Raw genomic sequence first — 16,369 nt, 5'->3', positions numbered from 1 at the left:
GACCGCTTTACCGCGCTCGCAATGCGCCTTTTGAAAGGCACGCTGAACCGAAGGATGGGTTGTCATCTCAATCATGTTTGCCTCTTTCTCAGATCAGTTTCATTTGACTTACTCCGATGATGAGGCATATTTCTCTGGCCTACAAACGAGCTTTTTCGTATAATCAGTTAAGGAATTTTTAACTGAATGAGCGACCGCCTGCCACCATTGACCGCATTGCGTGCCTTTGATGCAGCCGCGCGGCACATGTCTTTTGCCAAGGCCGCGGAAGAGCTACACGTCACCCCCGCTGCACTGTCCTTTCAGATCAAATCGCTTGAGGAGCACCTCGGGCAACCGCTGTTTCGCCGCCTGAACCGCGCCGTTGAACTAACCGAGGCAGGGCGCACTTTAGCACCCGGCGCAGCAGAGGGATTTACGACACTACAGACAGCATGGGCTGCAACACGAAGGTTGCAAAGCAGCGGGACGCTGACTCTCACTGCCGGACCAGCCTTGACCGCGAAGTGGTTGGCCCCCCGCTTGTTCGAGTTTGCACGACTCCATCCAGACATCGAACTGCGGCTATCCGCATCACTAAAGGTTGTCGATTTGCGGCGCGATGATGTGGACGCGGCGATCCGATTTGGAATATCTGACGACGCAGACTTGGCTTCTTACGCCGCCAGACCAGATTGGGTGACGCCGATCATGACACCTGAACTGCATGAGAGGTTCCAGACACCGGAATCGCTGCGTGACGCACCGCTGATATTTGATGATTCCCTCTTCAAGGTCGCCCCTGGTTGCGATTGGCCGTCCTGGTTCCGCGCCGTTGGCATGTCGTATTCACCTGCAACTGGCACCCATTTTTCTCAACCTGATCACGCGATAGATGCAGCCTGCGCCGGGTTGGGGGTTGCACTGGGGCGGCGGCCTTTAATCATCAAGGATGTGAGCGAAGGCCGACTTGTCGCCCCGTTCAAAGTGGCGGTGCAGACCGAAGCGCGGTTCCGATTCATTTGCCTGCCCGAAGCCAAAGACCGTCCACAAATCGCTGCTTTCCGAGAATGGTTCTTTGCAGAGATCGAAAAAACCGCGCATATGTGGGACGACTTTGAGATCATCCCAGAAAAGGAACTTGGACGCCCATGACTCGTTCCCGTGCGACCGCAATCGGCTTTGTCGCCGTCTTGCTGTGGTCCCTGCTGGCCTTGTTTACCGTGGGCTCAGCCCCCACACCACCTCTGTTGCTGAACGCAATTTGTTTTACGATCGGTGGAACTTTGGGCCTGATCTGGACTATAGCAAATGGCGGTCTGAAGCAGTTGGGCCAGATCGCATGGACCACGTATCTGTTCGGTGCAATTGGGCTTTTCGGATATCACGCTCTGTATTTCTCAGCCCTGCGTATGGCACCCGCCGCTGAGGCGGGGCTGATTGCTTATCTCTGGCCCTTGCTCATTGTTTTGCTGTCCGGCCTGCTCCCCGGCGAACACCTGAAACCTGGCCACCTGATCGGCGCTAGCTTTGGCTTTGCCGGGGCTGCAGTGATCATTACAGGTGGCAGCAGTGCAGGGTTTCAGGCGCAACATCTGCCCGGTTATGGGCTGGCCCTTTTGTGTGCGCTGACTTGGTCAGGCTATTCGGTACTGTCGCGAAGGTTGGGCGATGTACCGACAAGTTCGGTTGCGGTGTTCTGCATCATCACTGCAATAGCCTCTTGGGCGCTGCATTTTGCAATTGAAGAAACAGTCTGGCCGAAGGGCGCAATAGGCTGGGCCTCAACCCTCGCCTTGGGTTTGGGCCCGGTCGGGCTGGCGTTCTATGTTTGGGATATCGGAGTTAAACGCGGGGATATTCAAATCCTCGGCACCGCTTCATACGCGGCACCTTTGCTATCGACGCTGGTATTGGTTCTGGCCGGGATCGCCGCCCCGTCGTGGGGATTGGCGATCGCGGCCTTGCTTGTCACCGGTGGCGCTGCAATCGCTGCCCGCGCCAGCCTGAAGGCTTAGGCCGACAGGCGCTCGATCTCTTCTTTCAGCTTCAGTTTCTGCTTCTTGAGCTGTGCAATATGGAGATCGTCAATACCAGGTGAGCGTTGAGCTTCTTCTACTTCAAGACCGAGAATTTCGTGTTTTTTCTTCAACTCCGTCAGATGCGCGCTCACGCTCATGGCGGTCCTCCTTCTCTGGTTTGGTAAGTATGACGTAAGAAGTTGATCACATCATTTCCAGGCTGTCACGCTGCAGACGCACAGAATCTGTAATAAATCCGACAAATTCGGCTGGTCATTGCCGATCTGAAGCGAATCCGGCCAATGCGGCGCCATCGCGCAGCACCGCCGAAACCTCGGGAGTATAGCTTTCACCATCTTTAAGGTGCCGATCCCCCTGATGCATTATCAGCGGAGATTGTAACCGAAAGCTGGCACGACCTCCCTTACGAGCTCGTAGAATCACCAACTCGGCCGGGCGGCCCACGCGTGCAGAAAGCGGCAACACTTCGGCCGACCCCAAGCGGCCACTGCAGGCAGCCAGCATGTCTGGCAAGCGATCCGCTTTCTGGATCATGTGCAAGTATCCTCGTGGTGCTAACCGCCGGGCCGCGACATCTATCCACTCCGTTAGTGGGGTGTTTTCACCTAAAGCAATCTGCCGTCCCGGATCAGTCGATGGGCTATGTGCACCCGGCCTGTAATAAGGCGGATTAGCGATGACGTGATCAAACTGTGCTTGTTTCAGGTCTCTGGGTAGCGCGCTCAGATCAGCCTCGACCACCGACAGGTCCATAGCGTTCTGAGTGGCATTTCGACGCGCCAGTTCCGCATAAGCGGGTTGCAGTTCGACCCCTGTCGCCTGCAATTGCGGAACACGTGCCAACAAACACAAAATAGCGGCTCCCGCGCCACATCCGAGCTCTAACACCGACTGACCCTTGAGGGCAGGAACCGAAGCGGCCAGCAAGACAGGATCAACGCCAGCGCGATACCCTGTCTTTGGTTGCCATAATCGCACACGACCACCCAGAAAATCATTCAGCGTCAGCTCATTGTCGAAAAACAAGCTCATCGCCCCAGCGGTATCTCGTTATCACGCATAACACGCTCGGCGCGGGTCAGGTCATCGGCGCGCACCATCAAGCGACGAGGGAAAATTCCTATGCCCCCTTCGAGGATGCTCATATTTACGTCCATCTGAAAGCAGTCTATATCCTCGCCCTCAAGGAGAGCCGTTGCAAAAGCCAGGATTGTCGGATCGGTGCTGCGCAATAGTTCTTTCATGGGGATGGATGTAAGGGCAAGGTGACTGGGATGTCGAGCCTTGTATCAGGAGTGTGATGAGCGTCAGCACGATCTCGAAACCGCATGAGCGTCTGGCTGAGATGTTGGCGGGTGAAATGGCAGCGGTGAATACGCTGATTCGGACCCGAATGGCGTCGGAACATGCTCCACGTATCCCCGAAGTGACTGCACATCTGGTTGAGGCAGGTGGCAAACGCCTGCGCCCAATGCTGACGCTGGCTGCTGCACAGTTATTTGGCTATTCCGGCGACCATCACGTTAAGCTGGCCGCGACTGTCGAATTCATCCACACCGCGACCCTTTTGCATGACGACGTCGTGGACGAAAGCGGGCAGCGGCGTGGGCGGCCCACCGCAAACTTGCTATGGGACAATAAATCCAGCGTTCTGGTTGGCGACTATCTGTTTTCCCGCAGTTTCCAGCTGATGGTTGAAACAGGCTCGCTACGGGTTCTGGATATTCTGGCTAACGCGTCGGCCACAATCGCGGAAGGTGAAGTGCTGCAGATGACAGCAGCCACCGATCTGGGCACGGATGAGGGTGTCTATCTGCAAGTCGTGCGTGGGAAGACTGCCGCGCTTTTCTCGGCTGCAACCGAGGTTGGTGGTGTCATTGCCGGCGCAAACGATGCTCAAGTCAAAGCGCTATATGATTATGGTGATGCGCTTGGGGTTGCCTTCCAGATCGCTGATGATCTTTTGGATTATCAAGGTGATAGCGCGGTCACCGGCAAGAATGTCGGTGATGACTTCCGCGAGCGAAAGCTAACACTGCCCGTCATCAAAGCTGTGGCGCAAGCCACAGCGGATGAACATGCTTTCTGGGAACGCACGATAGGGCGCGGACGTCAGGAAGAAGGCGATCTGGACTACGCCCTATCGCTGATGGCCAAATACCGCACGCTGGAAGCTACCCGCGCAGATGCGTTCGGCTGGGCAGCCAAGGCGAAGGCGTCATTGGAAGCCGTTCCTGATCACGAAATCCGCACATTGCTAGGCGATCTGGCGGACTATGTTGTTTCGCGCCTCAACTAAGCATTGTCGCGCGGCACCACCAGTTGGGTTGCGCGGCTCCGATCTCGTAGGCGGCGAAATGGGCCGCTTTCAGGGTTGGATAAAGCGCCATACAGGTAGAGCCTGAACCTGACATGCGGGTCAGTAACACGTCGCGTGTATCCCTCAGTGCATCAAGGACAGCTGCAATTCCCGGGGCTACCGTCATCGCTGGTGCTTCAAGGTCATTGCGCTGATTCCGTAGCCACGCCGCACAATCTACTGGCGTTTTGAACGTAGGAATTCTCGCTGGCATAGGCGCGTTCTCTCGACTTTGAAGCGCAGAGAACACCGGCCCGGTTGGAACTGCGATCCCCGGATTAACAAGAAGAGCTGGCAATGGCGGCAAATTAATCGGTTCGATCTGCTCACCAATACCTCGCATTCGCGCCGCGGCAGCGTATAGGCATGCCGGGACATCTGCCCCCAGCGACAACGCAATATCATTGGCGTTATTGAACCCCTGAGCGGTCGCCGCGCGTAGGACCGCGGCTGCGTCCGAAGACCCGCCTCCGATACCGCCGCCATGGGGCAGTTGCTTGTCTAGAAGAATGCTGCCGGCCCAGCCTGCCGCCTCCGCAGCCTGCCAGACCAGATTGCTATGGTTGATTGGCACACCGCTCGAGAACTCGCCTTCTACCGACAACGCCAGCTTGGGTCCCGAAGAAAAGCTAAGTCGATCCCCGACATCTGCGAAGGCAACCATCGAATCCAGCAGATGATAGCCATCATCTCGCTGGCCGATTACATGCAGTGTCAGGTTGATTTTGGCAGGGGCAAATGCCTCAGCCTTCATTGGCGACCTTCAATGGCTCAGCGCCCTCTTCGTGCAAGACAGTATCCAGCCCTACCTCAATCTTACGACGAATACGCTCAGGATCGGCCTCTCCATCGGTGTCTTCGGGGTCGATGAAGGACAGGGCACGTTTCCACTGAAACTCCGCCTCGCGAGCACGACCGACAGCCCAATAAACATCGCCCAGATGATCATTCACCACCGGATCGACAGGCATCAGCTCAACAGCCCGCTCCATATGATCAACCGCTTCGTCATAGCGGCCAAGGCGGAATAGCACCCACCCAAGACTGTCGACAATATAGCCGCTGTCCGGTCGCGCAGCGACGGCGCGTTCAATCATCTCAAGCGCTTCATCCAGCTTCTCTTTTCGTTCAACCAACGAATACCCCAAGTAATTCAGCACCTGCGGTTGATCCGGATTTAACTCAAGCGCGCGTCGGAAATCGGCCTCGGCCATCTCCCAGTTCTTGAGACGTTCATGGGATATCCCGCGTGCATAGTGCAGGAACCAGTTGCTGCCCGCGCCTTCTTCGGTCAGAGCAATGGCCTTGTCATATGACGTGACTGCTGCTGTATAATTTTCCTGCTGACGCCGGAGATCTGCCAAAGCCACATGTACGCCCGGCAAATCGGGGCTCTGCGCTGCGAGGTTTTGCAACACTTCAGCGGCCGCATCTTTGCGATCGGAACGGCTGAGCACTTCGGCGCGCCCCAACTCGGCAGCGTGATAGTCGCTGCTTGTCGGCGGCACCTGCCGATAGACATCGACGGCGAGATCATATTGCTCCAGCCCGTCCAGCAGCTCCGCGCTCAACAGGATCGCGTCGATGTGGTCTGAGCGCAGGAACGTCGCGGCCCTAATATAGAGGAGCACATAGTCAGGCGCGGCCTCGGCGCTCAGTGCCGCACCCACTGAATAGAACACTTCGGCCATGCCGTCCTGTGCAGATCGCACATGTGTAAACGGCAACGTTTCGCCGTTAGTCAGGCGACTTACATACCCTTCAATGGTCGGGTCACTTCCTGCAGCGAACACATCATCAAGGAATTGAAGCGCATCTTCGTTGCGGTCGAGTTGCGACAAAACTTCGGTTCGTGACAACGCCGCGCGGCGCGAGAAGCGGGCAACAGCACCGTTCTCGGCCTCAAAAATCGCTTCGGACCCTTCGAAATCCCCGACCGATGCCAAGGCCATAGCCTTATGGTAGAGCGCAAATTCTTTAAGCCCTTCCTGCGTAGAAACCGCATCAAATTCTTCCATCGCCTTGGACATGGCACCCTGCGCCATGTGTGTCCAAGCGATCAACAGACCATCGACCAAAGGACCAACCCCCTGAGTCTCAGGGTCACGGGCCAGAAATTCATCCAGCTCTCCGCTTGCAAGCAAATTCGCCGAGATCACCATCCGGGCAGCCTGGCTGGGTAAATCCTGTTCTTCGATGGCATTCGCAACCGGCAAGGCACGCTCGATTTCACCCAGAGCCAACCGCGCTACAACAACGTTTTCTAACAGTTTTGCGTTTTTAGGATCTGCTTGAAGCGCCTGTGAATAATACCGCTCGGCGGCCGGATAGTCGCTTTGATAAATCGCCTGCCGCCCCGCCAAATACGACCCCGACCCGGTATCGGCTACCGCCGGGAGCGTTATTGCTGAGCTGAGAATGACGGCCAGTGCCGTACGTCTTACCAGGGAAACCACCGATTGCCTGCCTTACTGTCGTTGACTGAAGGATAAGCTAGGGCTTTGGTGGGCGAAGGGCAATGGCAGAGCCTTCACGACCCTGCCAACGCCCATGTTCTTGCCTACATATTGGGGTAGTTCGGTCCGTCGCCGCCCTGCGGCGTGGTCCAGGTGATGTTCTGGCTGGGGTCCTTGATGTCGCAGGTCTTGCAGTGGACGCAGTTCTGGAAGTTGATGACGAATCGCGGACCTTCTTCATCCTCAACCATCTCATAGACGCCCGCGGGGCAATAACGCTGCGCAGGTTCGTCGAATTTGGGCAGGTTGACCTTCACCGGAATCTCCGGGTCGGCCAGTTTCAGATGGCAAGGCTGGCTTTCCTCGTGATTGGTGGCCGCAAACGATACGTTCGTCAGGCGATCAAAGGACAGCGTGCCATCGGGTTTCGGGTAGTCGATCGGTTGGTGTTTGCTGGCATCTTCCGTCGATTCCGCGTCGTTCTTGCCGTGGCCCAGCGTGCCCAGCAGCGAGAAGCCCAGCGTGTTGGTCCACATGTCCATGCCACCCAGCACCAGTGAGGCGGTCAGGCCGTATTTCGACCATAGCGGCTTGACGTTGCGCACCTTCTTCAGATCCGCACCGATGGCACCATCGCGAACGTCGACCTCATAGGCGGTCAGTTCATCGCCCGAACGCTCGGCCTTGATGGCGTCAAAAGCGGCCTCGGCCGCCGCCTTGCCGGACAACATCGCGTTATGGTTGCCTTTGATACGCGGCACGTTGACCATGCCCGCCGAACAGCCCAGCAGCGCCACGCCCGGAGCCACCAGTTTCGGCATCGACTGATAGCCGCCTTCGGTGATCGCGCGGGCACCGTAAGCCACACGCTTGCCGCCTTTCAGTAGTTCAGCCACCATCGGGTGATGCTTGAAGCGCTGGAATTCCATATAGGGGTACAGGTGCGGGTTCTTGTAGTTCAGGTGCACCACAAAGCCGACATAGACCTGATTGTTTTCAAGGTGATAGATGAACGACCCGCCACCCGCGTTGCTGCCCAGCGGCCAGCCCATCGTATGCGTGACGCTGCCTTCCTTGTGCTTGGCCGGGTCGATCTCCCAGATCTCTTTCATGCCAACGCCGTATTTCTGCGGCTCTTTACCGGCAGACAGGTCGTATTTGGCGATGACTTCCTTGGACAGTGAACCGCGCACGCCTTCCGACAGGAAGACGTATTTACCGTGCAGCTCCATGCCCGGTTCGGTGCTCGGACCGTAAGAACCGTCGGCCTCTAGACCAAAAACACCGGCCACGACGCCTTTGACTTCACCGTTTTCACCGTAGACCAGCTCGGAACAGGCCATTCCGGGGAAGATTTCGACGCCCAACTCTTCAGCCTGTTCCGCCATCCAGCGGCAGACATTGCCCATCGAAACGATGTAGTTGCCGTGGTTGTTCATCAGCGGCGGCATCGGGAAGTTGGGGATACGGATCTGACCCGCCTCACCCAGCATGAAGAAGTTGTCTTCGTGCACAGGTACGTTCAACGGCGCGCCTTTTTCTTTCCAGTCCGGGATCAGCGCGTCCAGACCACAAGGGTCCAGCACAGCACCCGAAAGGATATGTGCACCCACTTCCGAGCCCTTCTCGAGAACCACGACATTCAGTTCGGCATCCAGCTGTTTCAGACGGATGGCCGCTGACAGGCCCGCGGGGCCTGCACCCACGATCACCACGTCGTATTCCATCGCTTCGCGTTCAATCTCGGCCATCGCGGGCTCCTTAGCTAACTTTCCGAATTGGCGCTTTCACCGCTTGGTCGGCGCAATATTGTTTCACGGCTGATTACATGGTCGGAAAGACTTTGGTCAATCGAAACACGGCGTAACAATGACGCTATTCGACACATCAAGCCTCTGGCGCATCGCCCATCAGGTATCTGGGACCGCTACCATGGTATTTTGCCCTGTCATCGGGGTTGTAGAGCTTACATTTAGGCAAGCTGAGACAGCCGCAGCCGATACAGCCGTCCAGATTGTCGCGCAACCGCATCAGCGTATCGATTCGCTGATCCAGCCGGGTGCGCAACCCTTCACTGATGTTTTTCCAGTCCTGCGGTGTCGGTGTTCGATTACCGGGCAGTTCCAAAAGCACTTCTCGTATTTCTGGCAGGGTCAAGCCGAACTGCTGTGCGATCATCACAAAACTTAGCCGTCGAATATCGGCACGCTGATACCGTCGCTGCCCACCCGCGTTTCGCCACGGAGATATCAAACCCTGCGCTTCATAGTACCGGATCGCCGACACAGCTAACCCCGTCCGTCGAGCCAAAGCACCAATCGCTAATCCTTCGGAAACAGCCATAACATTCTCCAATAAAATCCCTTGACCTAAAGTTAGGTTTAGAAACTACGGTGAGTCGGGACAAGCCTTAAATCAGGAAGGAGATCCTATGATGGCGACTCTGGAACATACCAACTTCACGGTCCGCGACCCAAAGGCATCTGCGGCGTGGATGCAGAAAGTCTTTGACTGGAAAACACGCTGGGAAGGCCCGGCCATTGCCGGTGGCTACACAGTGCATGTGGGCAGCGCTCACACCTATCTGGCACTCTACGCCCCCGATGATCCTAAGCCATTAAGTGAAAGCAGCTATGATATCGTGGGCGGATTGAACCATGTGGGCGTGCTGGTCGAAGATATCGACGCCACCGAAGAAAAGGTCCGCAAAGCAGGGTTCAAACCTCACAACCACGCTGATTATGAGCCCGGGCGGCGCTTCTATTTCCGCGACGACAACGGCATCGAATTCGAGGTGGTTCAGTATGATTGAGATGTTGTGGCTTGGGCACGATGCCAGCCGTTGGCGACGCGGGGAGCTGTTGGGGCAGCGCCACCGGCGCAATCAACCTCCTAAACGGCGGCGCTAAGTTGCGAGTTTACTGACAACCCGCGCCTCCCCTCTTGCAATTCACGCTCCATTTGGGTCAGGTAATTGCCAACCCATCCTTCGCCCCGACGCTTTTGTGCGGCGGGGCGTAACATTTATGCGTGGACGACAAGACTATGGAAAAGATCCCCATGACGCCTTCGGGCAATGCCGCGCTCGAGGCAGAGCTGAAAAACCTGAAATCCGTCGAGCGCCCGGCGATCATCGAGGCGATTGCCTCAGCCCGCGAACTCGGTGACCTGAAAGAGAACGCGGAATACCATTCCGCTCGTGAAAAGCAGGGCTTTATCGAGGGCCGCATCAAAGAGCTTGAGGGCATCCTGTCGCTTGCCGACGTCATCGATCCCGCCAAGCTGTCGGGGGCGATCAAGTTTGGCGCCAAGGTGACATTGGTTGATGAAGATACCGACGAAGAAAAGACCTGGCAGATCGTCGGTGAGTATGAAGCCAATATTGAAAATGGCCTCCTGAACATCAAATCCCCGATCGCCCGCGCCCTGATCGGCAAAGAAGAAGGCGACAGTGTCGAGGTTCGCACCCCCGGCGGTGTACGCTCTTACGAAGTTCTGAGTATCGAATACGCCTGACCGGAGCATTTATCATGTCAGGGTCTGAGCCCGAGCAAGAACCCGAGAAACCGACCTCGCTGGGAATCTACGATCGGCCCGCGCATCCCTCGATTACCGAGATCGAGATCGCGGCTGTTGTGCTCAGCCTGATCTGGCTGGTGGTGTCAGTAGTATTTCTGGTGCTACCCGGGGCACAGGAAGGCGGATTTATCGTCACATTTCTGGCAGTGTTTATGCCGGTGGCGATGATCTGGGTTGCAGCGTTGGCGATGCGCGCCAGTCGCGTTATGCGCGAAGAAAGCGCGCGTCTGCAAACCGCTATCGACGCAATCCGCAACAGCTATGTGGTGCAACAACAGCGCGCGACCAGCACCTATGAACCGACGGTCGGCAAGAAACTGGATGAGATCGCCGAAAGTGCCAAAAAGACCGAGAGCGCATTAGCCACATTCTCAACCAATCGCAGCGAACCTGCACGCGCCAGCAAGCCTGCATCCGAACCTGCAAATCAAACCACCTTGGAACTTGGCACGCCTGCGGAAGAGATTGCGGCCCCGTTGCCAACCAACATCTTCATCCGCGCCCTGAACTTCCCCGAAACGCAGAGCGACGAGGCGGGTTTCGACGCGCTGCGTCTTGCGTTGAAGGATCGCAAGGCATCGCAACTTGTTCAGGCCTCACAGGATGTTCTGACCCTGCTTAGTCAGGAAGGCATCTATATGGATGACCTGCGCCCCGATATGGCCCGGCCCGAGATCTGGCGGCAGTTTGCGCAAGGCGCCCGCGGGCGTTCGGTGGCTGCGTTGGGCGGTATCCGGGACCGGTCTTCGCTGGCGCTGACGGCGGCGCGGATGAAACAGGATCCGATCTTTCGCGATGCGGCACACCATTTCCTGCGGCGCTTCGATCACATGATCGTTGAGTTCGAACCCGACGCCAGCGACGCCGAACTGAACGCATTGGGTGAGACGCGTACCGCGCGCGCTTTTATGCTGCTGGGACGGGTTGCAGGGACGTTCGACTGATTAGAGCCCAAAGCTTCCGTAGGGGATAAATCGTACTGGATCGCCCGGCTGAATATCACGCGCACCGTCCTCGATTTCAACCAGCCCTTCGGCCCAGCTCAGCCCGCTTATCCGGCCGGACCCTTCTGAATGAAACACCTCGGCCCGTCCCTCACGGATGCGGGCGCGCAGATATTCGCGGCGACCCGGTTTCTTGCGCTTTTCAAATGCGGCAGGCACGTCGAACCCTTGCGGTTCCTGCCAACCTGCTCCGGCCATCAAGCTCAGCGCGGGGCGGGCGAATACCAACGTGCAGACCATTGCGGCCACCGGATTGCCGGGCAGGCCGAACACCGGCGTTTGATCCCACATGCCCAACGCCAAAGGCCGTCCGGGTTTCAGCGCGATGCGCCATTCCTGCATCGCCCCGGCCTCTTGCAACAGGGCTGAGACGTGATCTTCATCCCCGGCAGAGGCCCCACCGCTGGTCAGGATCACATCCACCCGCCGAGCGGCTTGATCCAGATGATCCTCCAACGCCTCCCGGCTGTCCTCGGCGCTGCCAAGATCAACCGGTTCAAACCTCATTCGTTCGACCAGCGATAACAGCATCGGACGGTTGGCGTCGTAGATTTGCCCTGGTGCGGCAATGTCACCGGGCTCGACCAATTCGTCCCCGGTCGACAGCACCCCGACGCGCAGCACTTTGTACACCGACACTTCGGCCAACCCAATTGCCGACAAAAGTGCCAAATCAGCGGGTGTCAGCCGTCGCCCTGCAGGCAAGGCCAGCGCACCTTCGACCACGTCTTCGCCAGCTTTTCGTGCGTTTGCACCTTTTTTCAATGGACCTCGGAACGCAATGTGACCCTGATCGAGGGTCACATCCTCTTCCAGAATAACCGTATCAACACCCTCAGGAAGCGCAGCCCCGGTCAACACGCGTACGGCATGGCCCGAGGGAACCTTACCGCCAAACGGAACACCGGCCGCTGCGCGACCTTCAACCAAGGGCAAGACACAAGGGCCATCCGCCACTGGTCCGGCAAATCCGTATCCATCAACAGCGGTGTTGGGCTGTGGTGGGTTTGACCGTTTGGCCTGCACATCTTCTGCCAGAATGCGACCGGCGGCCTGCATCAGCGGTGCGCTTTCGACCCCTGTTACCACGGTCAATCTGTCCCGTAGCAATGCCAGTGCGTCGTCGACCGGCGTCCAACTCACCCCGGCGGGCAAGGCAAAGCAATCATTGCGCAGGGGTGGAGGCGATATGTCCGGCTTGCTCAAAGTCCGACCTCCCCAAGAATGAAATCAGCAATTGCCGCCGTATCGTTCAAATCAAAAACAGGGCGATCCAGCTTCAATGGCGTATCACTGGCAACCGCACGGATCGAGTCATCTTCCGTCGCGATCAGCGGGTTTCCAGGCGCTGTACGAAATGCCTCCACTTTGGGGTGGTGTTCACGCTTGAACCCTTCAATCAGCACCAGATCAACCGGAGACAAGCGTGCCAACAAGATATCCAGTTTTGGCTCTGGTGCTCCGCGCAATTCCTGCATCAGAGCAACACGCTGACCCGATGCCAAAAGCACTTCGGACGCCCCAGCCACGCGATGCCGGTAACTGTCTGTTCCCGGCTGGTCGACATCGACACTGTGGTGGGCATGTTTAATGGTAGAGACGGTAAACCCACGTCCAGTGATTTCGGCCACCAGTCGCTCCACAAGCCCGGTTTTGCCCGCGTTTTTCCAACCGATGACGCCGTAGAGTCTCATGCCAGCTCCAACAGAGTTTCAGCGCGGGCCAGATCATCAGGTGTGTTGACGTTGAAGAAGGGATCAAACGGCTGGGCCGAAAACAGCGCTTCTCGCCCGTCATGCTGGTCAGTCCAAAGGACGACCTTGCGCAAACCACCCTCAAGTGCCGCCCGCAGATCATCGCGCAACGCAACAGGCCAGAGACCAAATGTCGGGTGTCTGTTCACTCGCCTGGACCCGCCGGATTTCAAAGCCTCTTCGCCGGTTCGCGAAGTGGTTGCCAAAACAAGAGGGTGCTTTTGCCCTTCGGAAGCCCGCACCAGTTGCGCCACCAGATCTCGCGGAAAGAACGGTGTATCAGCGGCGACTGTCACAATGAATTGGGCACCCTGTTCTGCAGCCCAATCAAGTCCAGCGAGAACACCGGCAAGTGGTCCCGCAAAGCCATCGATCGAATCCGCAATCACAGGCAATCCCAGTTCATTAAATCGCAATGCATCCCCGTTGGCATTCAGAGCCAGAGCCTCGACCTGAGGCGAGAGCCTATTGATCACACGATCCAGCAGGCTAACCCCACCGATCTGCAACAACCCCTTGTCGCCTCCCCCCATGCGGGTCGCCAGGCCACCTGCCAAAATAACGCCCAACAGTTTTGGTGTCCGTTCAGCCATTGGCACTTTTCCTGCGATGCTTCGTGTCCTCGGCAGCCACGGATGCGGGATCAACGTCACGTACCAAACGGTCTTCGCCAGACAAACATACAAACCGCTGCCCGCGCATGCGACCGATCAGCGTCAGGCCGACCTCTCGCGCGATTTCAACGCCCCAGGCGGTGAAGCCCGACCGCGAAGCGAGTACCGGGATCCCCATCATTGCCGTTTTGATCACCATCTCCGAGGTCAGGCGACCGGTTGTATAGAGGATCTTGTCTGCGGCTCCCTCTCCCTCGGACAACATCCAGCCCGCGATCTTGTCGACGGCGTTGTGACGGCCCACATCCTCCATATAGACCAGCGGGCGGCTCTCACGGCACAGCACGGTGCCATGGATCGCCCCGGCCTCAAGATACAGCGACGGTGTGCGATTGATCTTGGCTGCCAGATCATAGAGCCACGAGGTGCGCACCGAGGCCTGCGGCAAAAGCACGTCCTCCAACCCCTCCATCATGTCGCCAAAAACGGTACCCACTGCGCAGCCACTTGTCCGCGTCTTCTTCTTCAGCTTGTCCTCATACGAAGTCTCACGCTCGGTACGCACGACAACGGTTTCCAGATCATCGTCGTAATCGACCCGCGTGATCTGATCATCGGCCAGCAGCATGCCCTGATTACGCAGAAACCCCAGTGCGAGATATTCGGGGTAGTCACCAATGGTCATCGCGGTCACGATTTCCTGCGAATTCAGAAAGATCGTCAACGGGCGCTCCTCGACTACCGAGATCTGGCTGACCTCTCCATTCTGATCTACGCCTTCAACCGCGCGGGTCAGTCGCGCCGCGCCCGGATCAGGGGCAATTAGGTAGTCTGACAGGTCGAATTCCTTGGCCAATTGCAACCCCTTCCCAAGACGGCTACTGCTGCTCGCAACACCATAGGATTTAGCCATGGCCTCTGCCACACCCAAGTCATACTTCTGGAAAGGTTTTCGCGACGGGGCACCATTCGTCTTCGTTGCCATGCCGTTCGGCCTGCTGTTCGGAGTCTTTGCAACCGAGGCGGGGTTGAACATCATTCAGACCATGGCCTTTTCCGCCACCGTATTTGCGGGTGCTGCGCAATTCACCGCGTTGCAATTGCTGCAGGACAATACGCCCACCGTGATCGTCCTGATTTCTGCACTGGCGGTGAATTTGAGGGTTGCAATGTATTCGGCCTCGCTAACGCCCTATCTGGGCGCAGCGCCACTGTGGCAGCGCGCCTGCGCGGCCTATCTGATCGTCGATCAATCCTATGCCTGCTCGATGATCCGGTTTGAAAAAGAACCCGATATGACCGTGCCACAGCGCATGATCTATTTCTTTGGCTCGGTCACACCGATTACGCCGCTTTGGGTCTTGGGCACGTATCTGGGCGCGGTTCTGGGAACGCAGATACCAGAAAGTTGGGCCTTGGATTTCGCATTGCCAATCACCTTTCTAGCCATGATCGGGCCAATGATGCGCACGTTGGCCCATGTGGTGGCGGCATTGGTTGCGATCGTGGTGGCCTTGCTGACGGTTGCTGTGCCCTTCAATCTAGGCCTTCTAATCGCAGGTGCCGCAGGAATGGCCGCCGGTGCACAGGTCGAACTGATGCTGGAACGGAATAAGTCATGACGCAGATCGATAGCACCACCATCTGGATCATAATCATCGGCCTTGCGATTGGCAGCTACCTTCTAAGATTCACATTTATCGGTCTGGTTGGGGATCGCCCGATGCCGCCCTGGCTGCTGCGCCACCTGCGCTATACGGCAGTCGCGATTATTCCTGCCCTGATCGCGCCACTTGTGGTCTGGCCATCCGCCACCGACGGCCAGCCTGATTTGCCGCGCATGTCAGCTGCTGCTGTTGCGTTAACAGTCGGGTACGTCACAAAGAACGTTCTGGCGGCGATTTTTACGGGCGCCGCCACGCTTTATGGTTTGCTCTACCTAGTTGGTTGAGGCTGCTTCAATCTGGTTCAGGCGCGCGTTGTTTTCGGCCAGACCCTGCTGCAGATCGGCCGAGTCACTTTCGCGATACTCCGTCGTGACAACACCCGATATCTGACCAAACTGGTCGGACAGTTTCACCGGATAGAATGTGGTTCTGATTTGCTCGAACCCTGGAACCTGCTGCAAAAGCTGTGCCGTTGAATTCGCGCAGAATGCCCCGGCAACTGGACCCATCTGTTTGGCCAGTTGAAGCGCGATTTCCGCTTGTTGCGGCGTCACTTGGATAGTTTGGATACGGGCATAATGCGTCTCGCGCGCGTGACTGCTGCGATAGGCACGCTCGACATTTGGCGTAATGCCATAAAGCACATCGTTCTTTATCGGTACTACGTCGGCACGAAAGGATCCCGCAGGATCAAAAATCACCCTCTCGCTACCACTGATCATCAGCGACGTATGCGCCCCCGACCCGGTGCGCGTGCTGATCATTGTATAGAGCGTCAGTGTCGACGGCCCCGGATCACGATAGGACCGGGATGCGATTTCAGAGGACTCAGCCTGCGGGCGCTGTGAACCAGCGCACCCAGCAACTGTCGCCGCCAGCAGACAGGCTATTAAAATCCTGAACATGGGTGGTACG

At 57.4% G+C, this 16,369-nt stretch carries 20 protein-coding genes; 8 read left to right on the top strand and 12 right to left on the bottom strand.

All coding sequences use genetic code 11. The features are described 5' to 3' along the window. Positions 1–186 precede the first annotated feature (186 nt). Positions 187–1,134 (top strand): transcriptional regulator GcvA, encoded by a 948-nt coding sequence (locus ACR0DU_RS17150; RefSeq protein WP_170474163.1) that lies wholly within the window; start codon positions 187–189, stop codon positions 1,132–1,134. After that, complete coding sequence (gene yddG, locus ACR0DU_RS17145; RefSeq protein WP_319546124.1) at positions 1,131–1,997, top strand: aromatic amino acid exporter YddG; 867 nt, start codon at positions 1,131–1,133, stop codon at positions 1,995–1,997. Before ACR0DU_RS17150 ends, yddG begins: the two co-directional genes overlap by 4 nt. Here the strand turns inward: yddG and ACR0DU_RS17140 are convergent. From ACR0DU_RS17140 to ACR0DU_RS17130, 3 genes are all read right to left on the bottom strand, one after another. Then, positions 1,994–2,158: a YdcH family protein gene (locus ACR0DU_RS17140; protein ID WP_010443648.1), complete on the bottom strand. Its 165-nt coding sequence runs from the start codon at positions 2,156–2,158 to the stop codon at positions 1,994–1,996. The two genes, yddG and ACR0DU_RS17140, sit on opposite strands and share 4 nt — an antisense overlap. A 115-nt stretch (positions 2,159–2,273) precedes the next feature. Then, positions 2,274–3,053, bottom strand: a complete 780-nt coding sequence (locus ACR0DU_RS17135) for a tRNA1(Val) (adenine(37)-N6)-methyltransferase (RefSeq protein ID WP_319546123.1) — start codon at positions 3,051–3,053, stop codon at positions 2,274–2,276. Next, complete coding sequence (locus ACR0DU_RS17130) at positions 3,050–3,265, bottom strand: putative signal transducing protein (protein ID WP_008755664.1); 216 nt, start codon at positions 3,263–3,265, stop codon at positions 3,050–3,052. The genes ACR0DU_RS17135 and ACR0DU_RS17130 overlap by 4 nt, the downstream gene beginning before the upstream one ends. A 56-nt stretch (positions 3,266–3,321) precedes the next feature. On the opposite strand from ACR0DU_RS17130, the gene ACR0DU_RS17125 reads away from it, so the two are divergent. Continuing rightward, complete coding sequence (locus ACR0DU_RS17125) at positions 3,322–4,320, top strand: polyprenyl synthetase family protein (RefSeq protein ID WP_170771988.1); 999 nt, start codon at positions 3,322–3,324, stop codon at positions 4,318–4,320. On the opposite strand, the gene ACR0DU_RS17120 is transcribed toward ACR0DU_RS17125, so the two are convergent. The 4 genes from ACR0DU_RS17120 to soxR form a co-directional block, all read right to left on the bottom strand. Next, a complete protein-coding gene (locus ACR0DU_RS17120) occupies positions 4,313–5,134 on the bottom strand; it encodes a 4-(cytidine 5'-diphospho)-2-C-methyl-D-erythritol kinase (RefSeq protein WP_480876156.1) in 822 nt (273 codons plus the stop codon). The genes ACR0DU_RS17125 and ACR0DU_RS17120 overlap by 8 nt on opposite strands. Next, a complete protein-coding gene (locus ACR0DU_RS17115; RefSeq protein ID WP_480876154.1) occupies positions 5,124–6,836 on the bottom strand; it encodes a tetratricopeptide repeat protein in 1,713 nt (570 codons plus the stop codon). The genes ACR0DU_RS17120 and ACR0DU_RS17115 overlap by 11 nt, the downstream gene beginning before the upstream one ends. A 104-nt stretch (positions 6,837–6,940) precedes the next feature. Then, positions 6,941–8,587: an electron transfer flavoprotein-ubiquinone oxidoreductase gene (locus tag ACR0DU_RS17110; protein WP_480876153.1), complete on the bottom strand. Its 1,647-nt coding sequence runs from the start codon at positions 8,585–8,587 to the stop codon at positions 6,941–6,943. Between the two features lie 136 nt (positions 8,588–8,723). Then, a complete protein-coding gene (gene soxR, locus ACR0DU_RS17105; RefSeq protein WP_480876151.1) occupies positions 8,724–9,179 on the bottom strand; it encodes a redox-sensitive transcriptional activator SoxR in 456 nt (151 codons plus the stop codon). Positions 9,180–9,267: 88 nt separating this feature from the next. On the opposite strand from soxR, the gene ACR0DU_RS17100 reads away from it, so the two are divergent. The 3 genes from ACR0DU_RS17100 to ACR0DU_RS17090 all read left to right on the top strand — a co-directional run bounded on the left by ACR0DU_RS17100 (position 9,268) and on the right by ACR0DU_RS17090 (position 11,359). Continuing rightward, positions 9,268–9,648, top strand: coding sequence for a VOC family protein (locus ACR0DU_RS17100; RefSeq protein ID WP_010443640.1), 381 nt, complete (start codon positions 9,268–9,270; stop codon positions 9,646–9,648). Between the two features lie 233 nt (positions 9,649–9,881). Next, positions 9,882–10,352 carry a transcription elongation factor GreA gene (gene greA / locus ACR0DU_RS17095; RefSeq protein ID WP_039540543.1) on the top strand — a complete coding sequence of 157 codons (471 nt, stop codon included), beginning with the start codon at positions 9,882–9,884 and terminating at the stop codon, positions 10,350–10,352. A gap of 14 nt (positions 10,353–10,366) precedes the next feature. After that, positions 10,367–11,359, top strand: a complete 993-nt coding sequence (locus ACR0DU_RS17090; RefSeq protein ID WP_170474133.1) for a hypothetical protein — start codon at positions 10,367–10,369, stop codon at positions 11,357–11,359. Here ACR0DU_RS17090 and ACR0DU_RS17085 read toward each other — a convergent pair whose 3' ends face one another. Genes ACR0DU_RS17085 through ACR0DU_RS17070 form a run of 4 tightly spaced genes read right to left on the bottom strand, consistent with a single transcriptional unit; the run spans position 11,360 to position 14,700 of the window. After that, on the bottom strand, positions 11,360–12,625 hold the full coding sequence (locus ACR0DU_RS17085) for a molybdopterin-binding protein (protein WP_480876149.1): 1,266 nt from the start codon (positions 12,623–12,625) through the stop codon (positions 11,360–11,362). Further along, a complete protein-coding gene (mobB, locus tag ACR0DU_RS17080; RefSeq protein ID WP_170474125.1) occupies positions 12,622–13,113 on the bottom strand; it encodes a molybdopterin-guanine dinucleotide biosynthesis protein B in 492 nt (163 codons plus the stop codon). The genes ACR0DU_RS17085 and mobB overlap by 4 nt, the downstream gene beginning before the upstream one ends. Beyond that, positions 13,110–13,766 carry a molybdenum cofactor guanylyltransferase MobA gene (gene mobA / locus ACR0DU_RS17075; protein ID WP_480876147.1) on the bottom strand — a complete coding sequence of 219 codons (657 nt, stop codon included), beginning with the start codon at positions 13,764–13,766 and terminating at the stop codon, positions 13,110–13,112. The genes mobB and mobA overlap by 4 nt, the downstream gene beginning before the upstream one ends. Beyond that, on the bottom strand, positions 13,759–14,700 hold the full coding sequence (locus ACR0DU_RS17070) for a formate dehydrogenase accessory sulfurtransferase FdhD (RefSeq protein WP_480876145.1): 942 nt from the start codon (positions 14,698–14,700) through the stop codon (positions 13,759–13,761). Before ACR0DU_RS17070 ends, mobA begins: the two co-directional genes overlap by 8 nt. Here ACR0DU_RS17070 and ACR0DU_RS17065 point away from each other — a divergent pair. Both ACR0DU_RS17065 and ACR0DU_RS17060 read left to right on the top strand, forming a co-directional pair. Then, positions 14,699–15,409 (top strand): AzlC family ABC transporter permease, encoded by a 711-nt coding sequence (locus ACR0DU_RS17065; protein WP_480456144.1) that lies wholly within the window; start codon positions 14,699–14,701, stop codon positions 15,407–15,409. The two genes, ACR0DU_RS17070 and ACR0DU_RS17065, sit on opposite strands and share 2 nt — an antisense overlap. Further along, positions 15,406–15,738 (top strand): AzlD domain-containing protein, encoded by a 333-nt coding sequence (locus ACR0DU_RS17060; RefSeq protein WP_480456143.1) that lies wholly within the window; start codon positions 15,406–15,408, stop codon positions 15,736–15,738. Before ACR0DU_RS17065 ends, ACR0DU_RS17060 begins: the two co-directional genes overlap by 4 nt. On the opposite strand, the gene ACR0DU_RS17055 is transcribed toward ACR0DU_RS17060, so the two are convergent. Next, a complete protein-coding gene (locus ACR0DU_RS17055; protein ID WP_480876143.1) occupies positions 15,727–16,359 on the bottom strand; it encodes a hypothetical protein in 633 nt (210 codons plus the stop codon). The two genes, ACR0DU_RS17060 and ACR0DU_RS17055, sit on opposite strands and share 12 nt — an antisense overlap. Positions 16,360–16,369 lie beyond the last annotated feature (10 nt).

The sequence above is a fragment of the Ruegeria sp. G2 genome (genome assembly GCF_056533505.1).
This window is presented reverse-complemented; position numbering and strand designations above follow the sequence as displayed.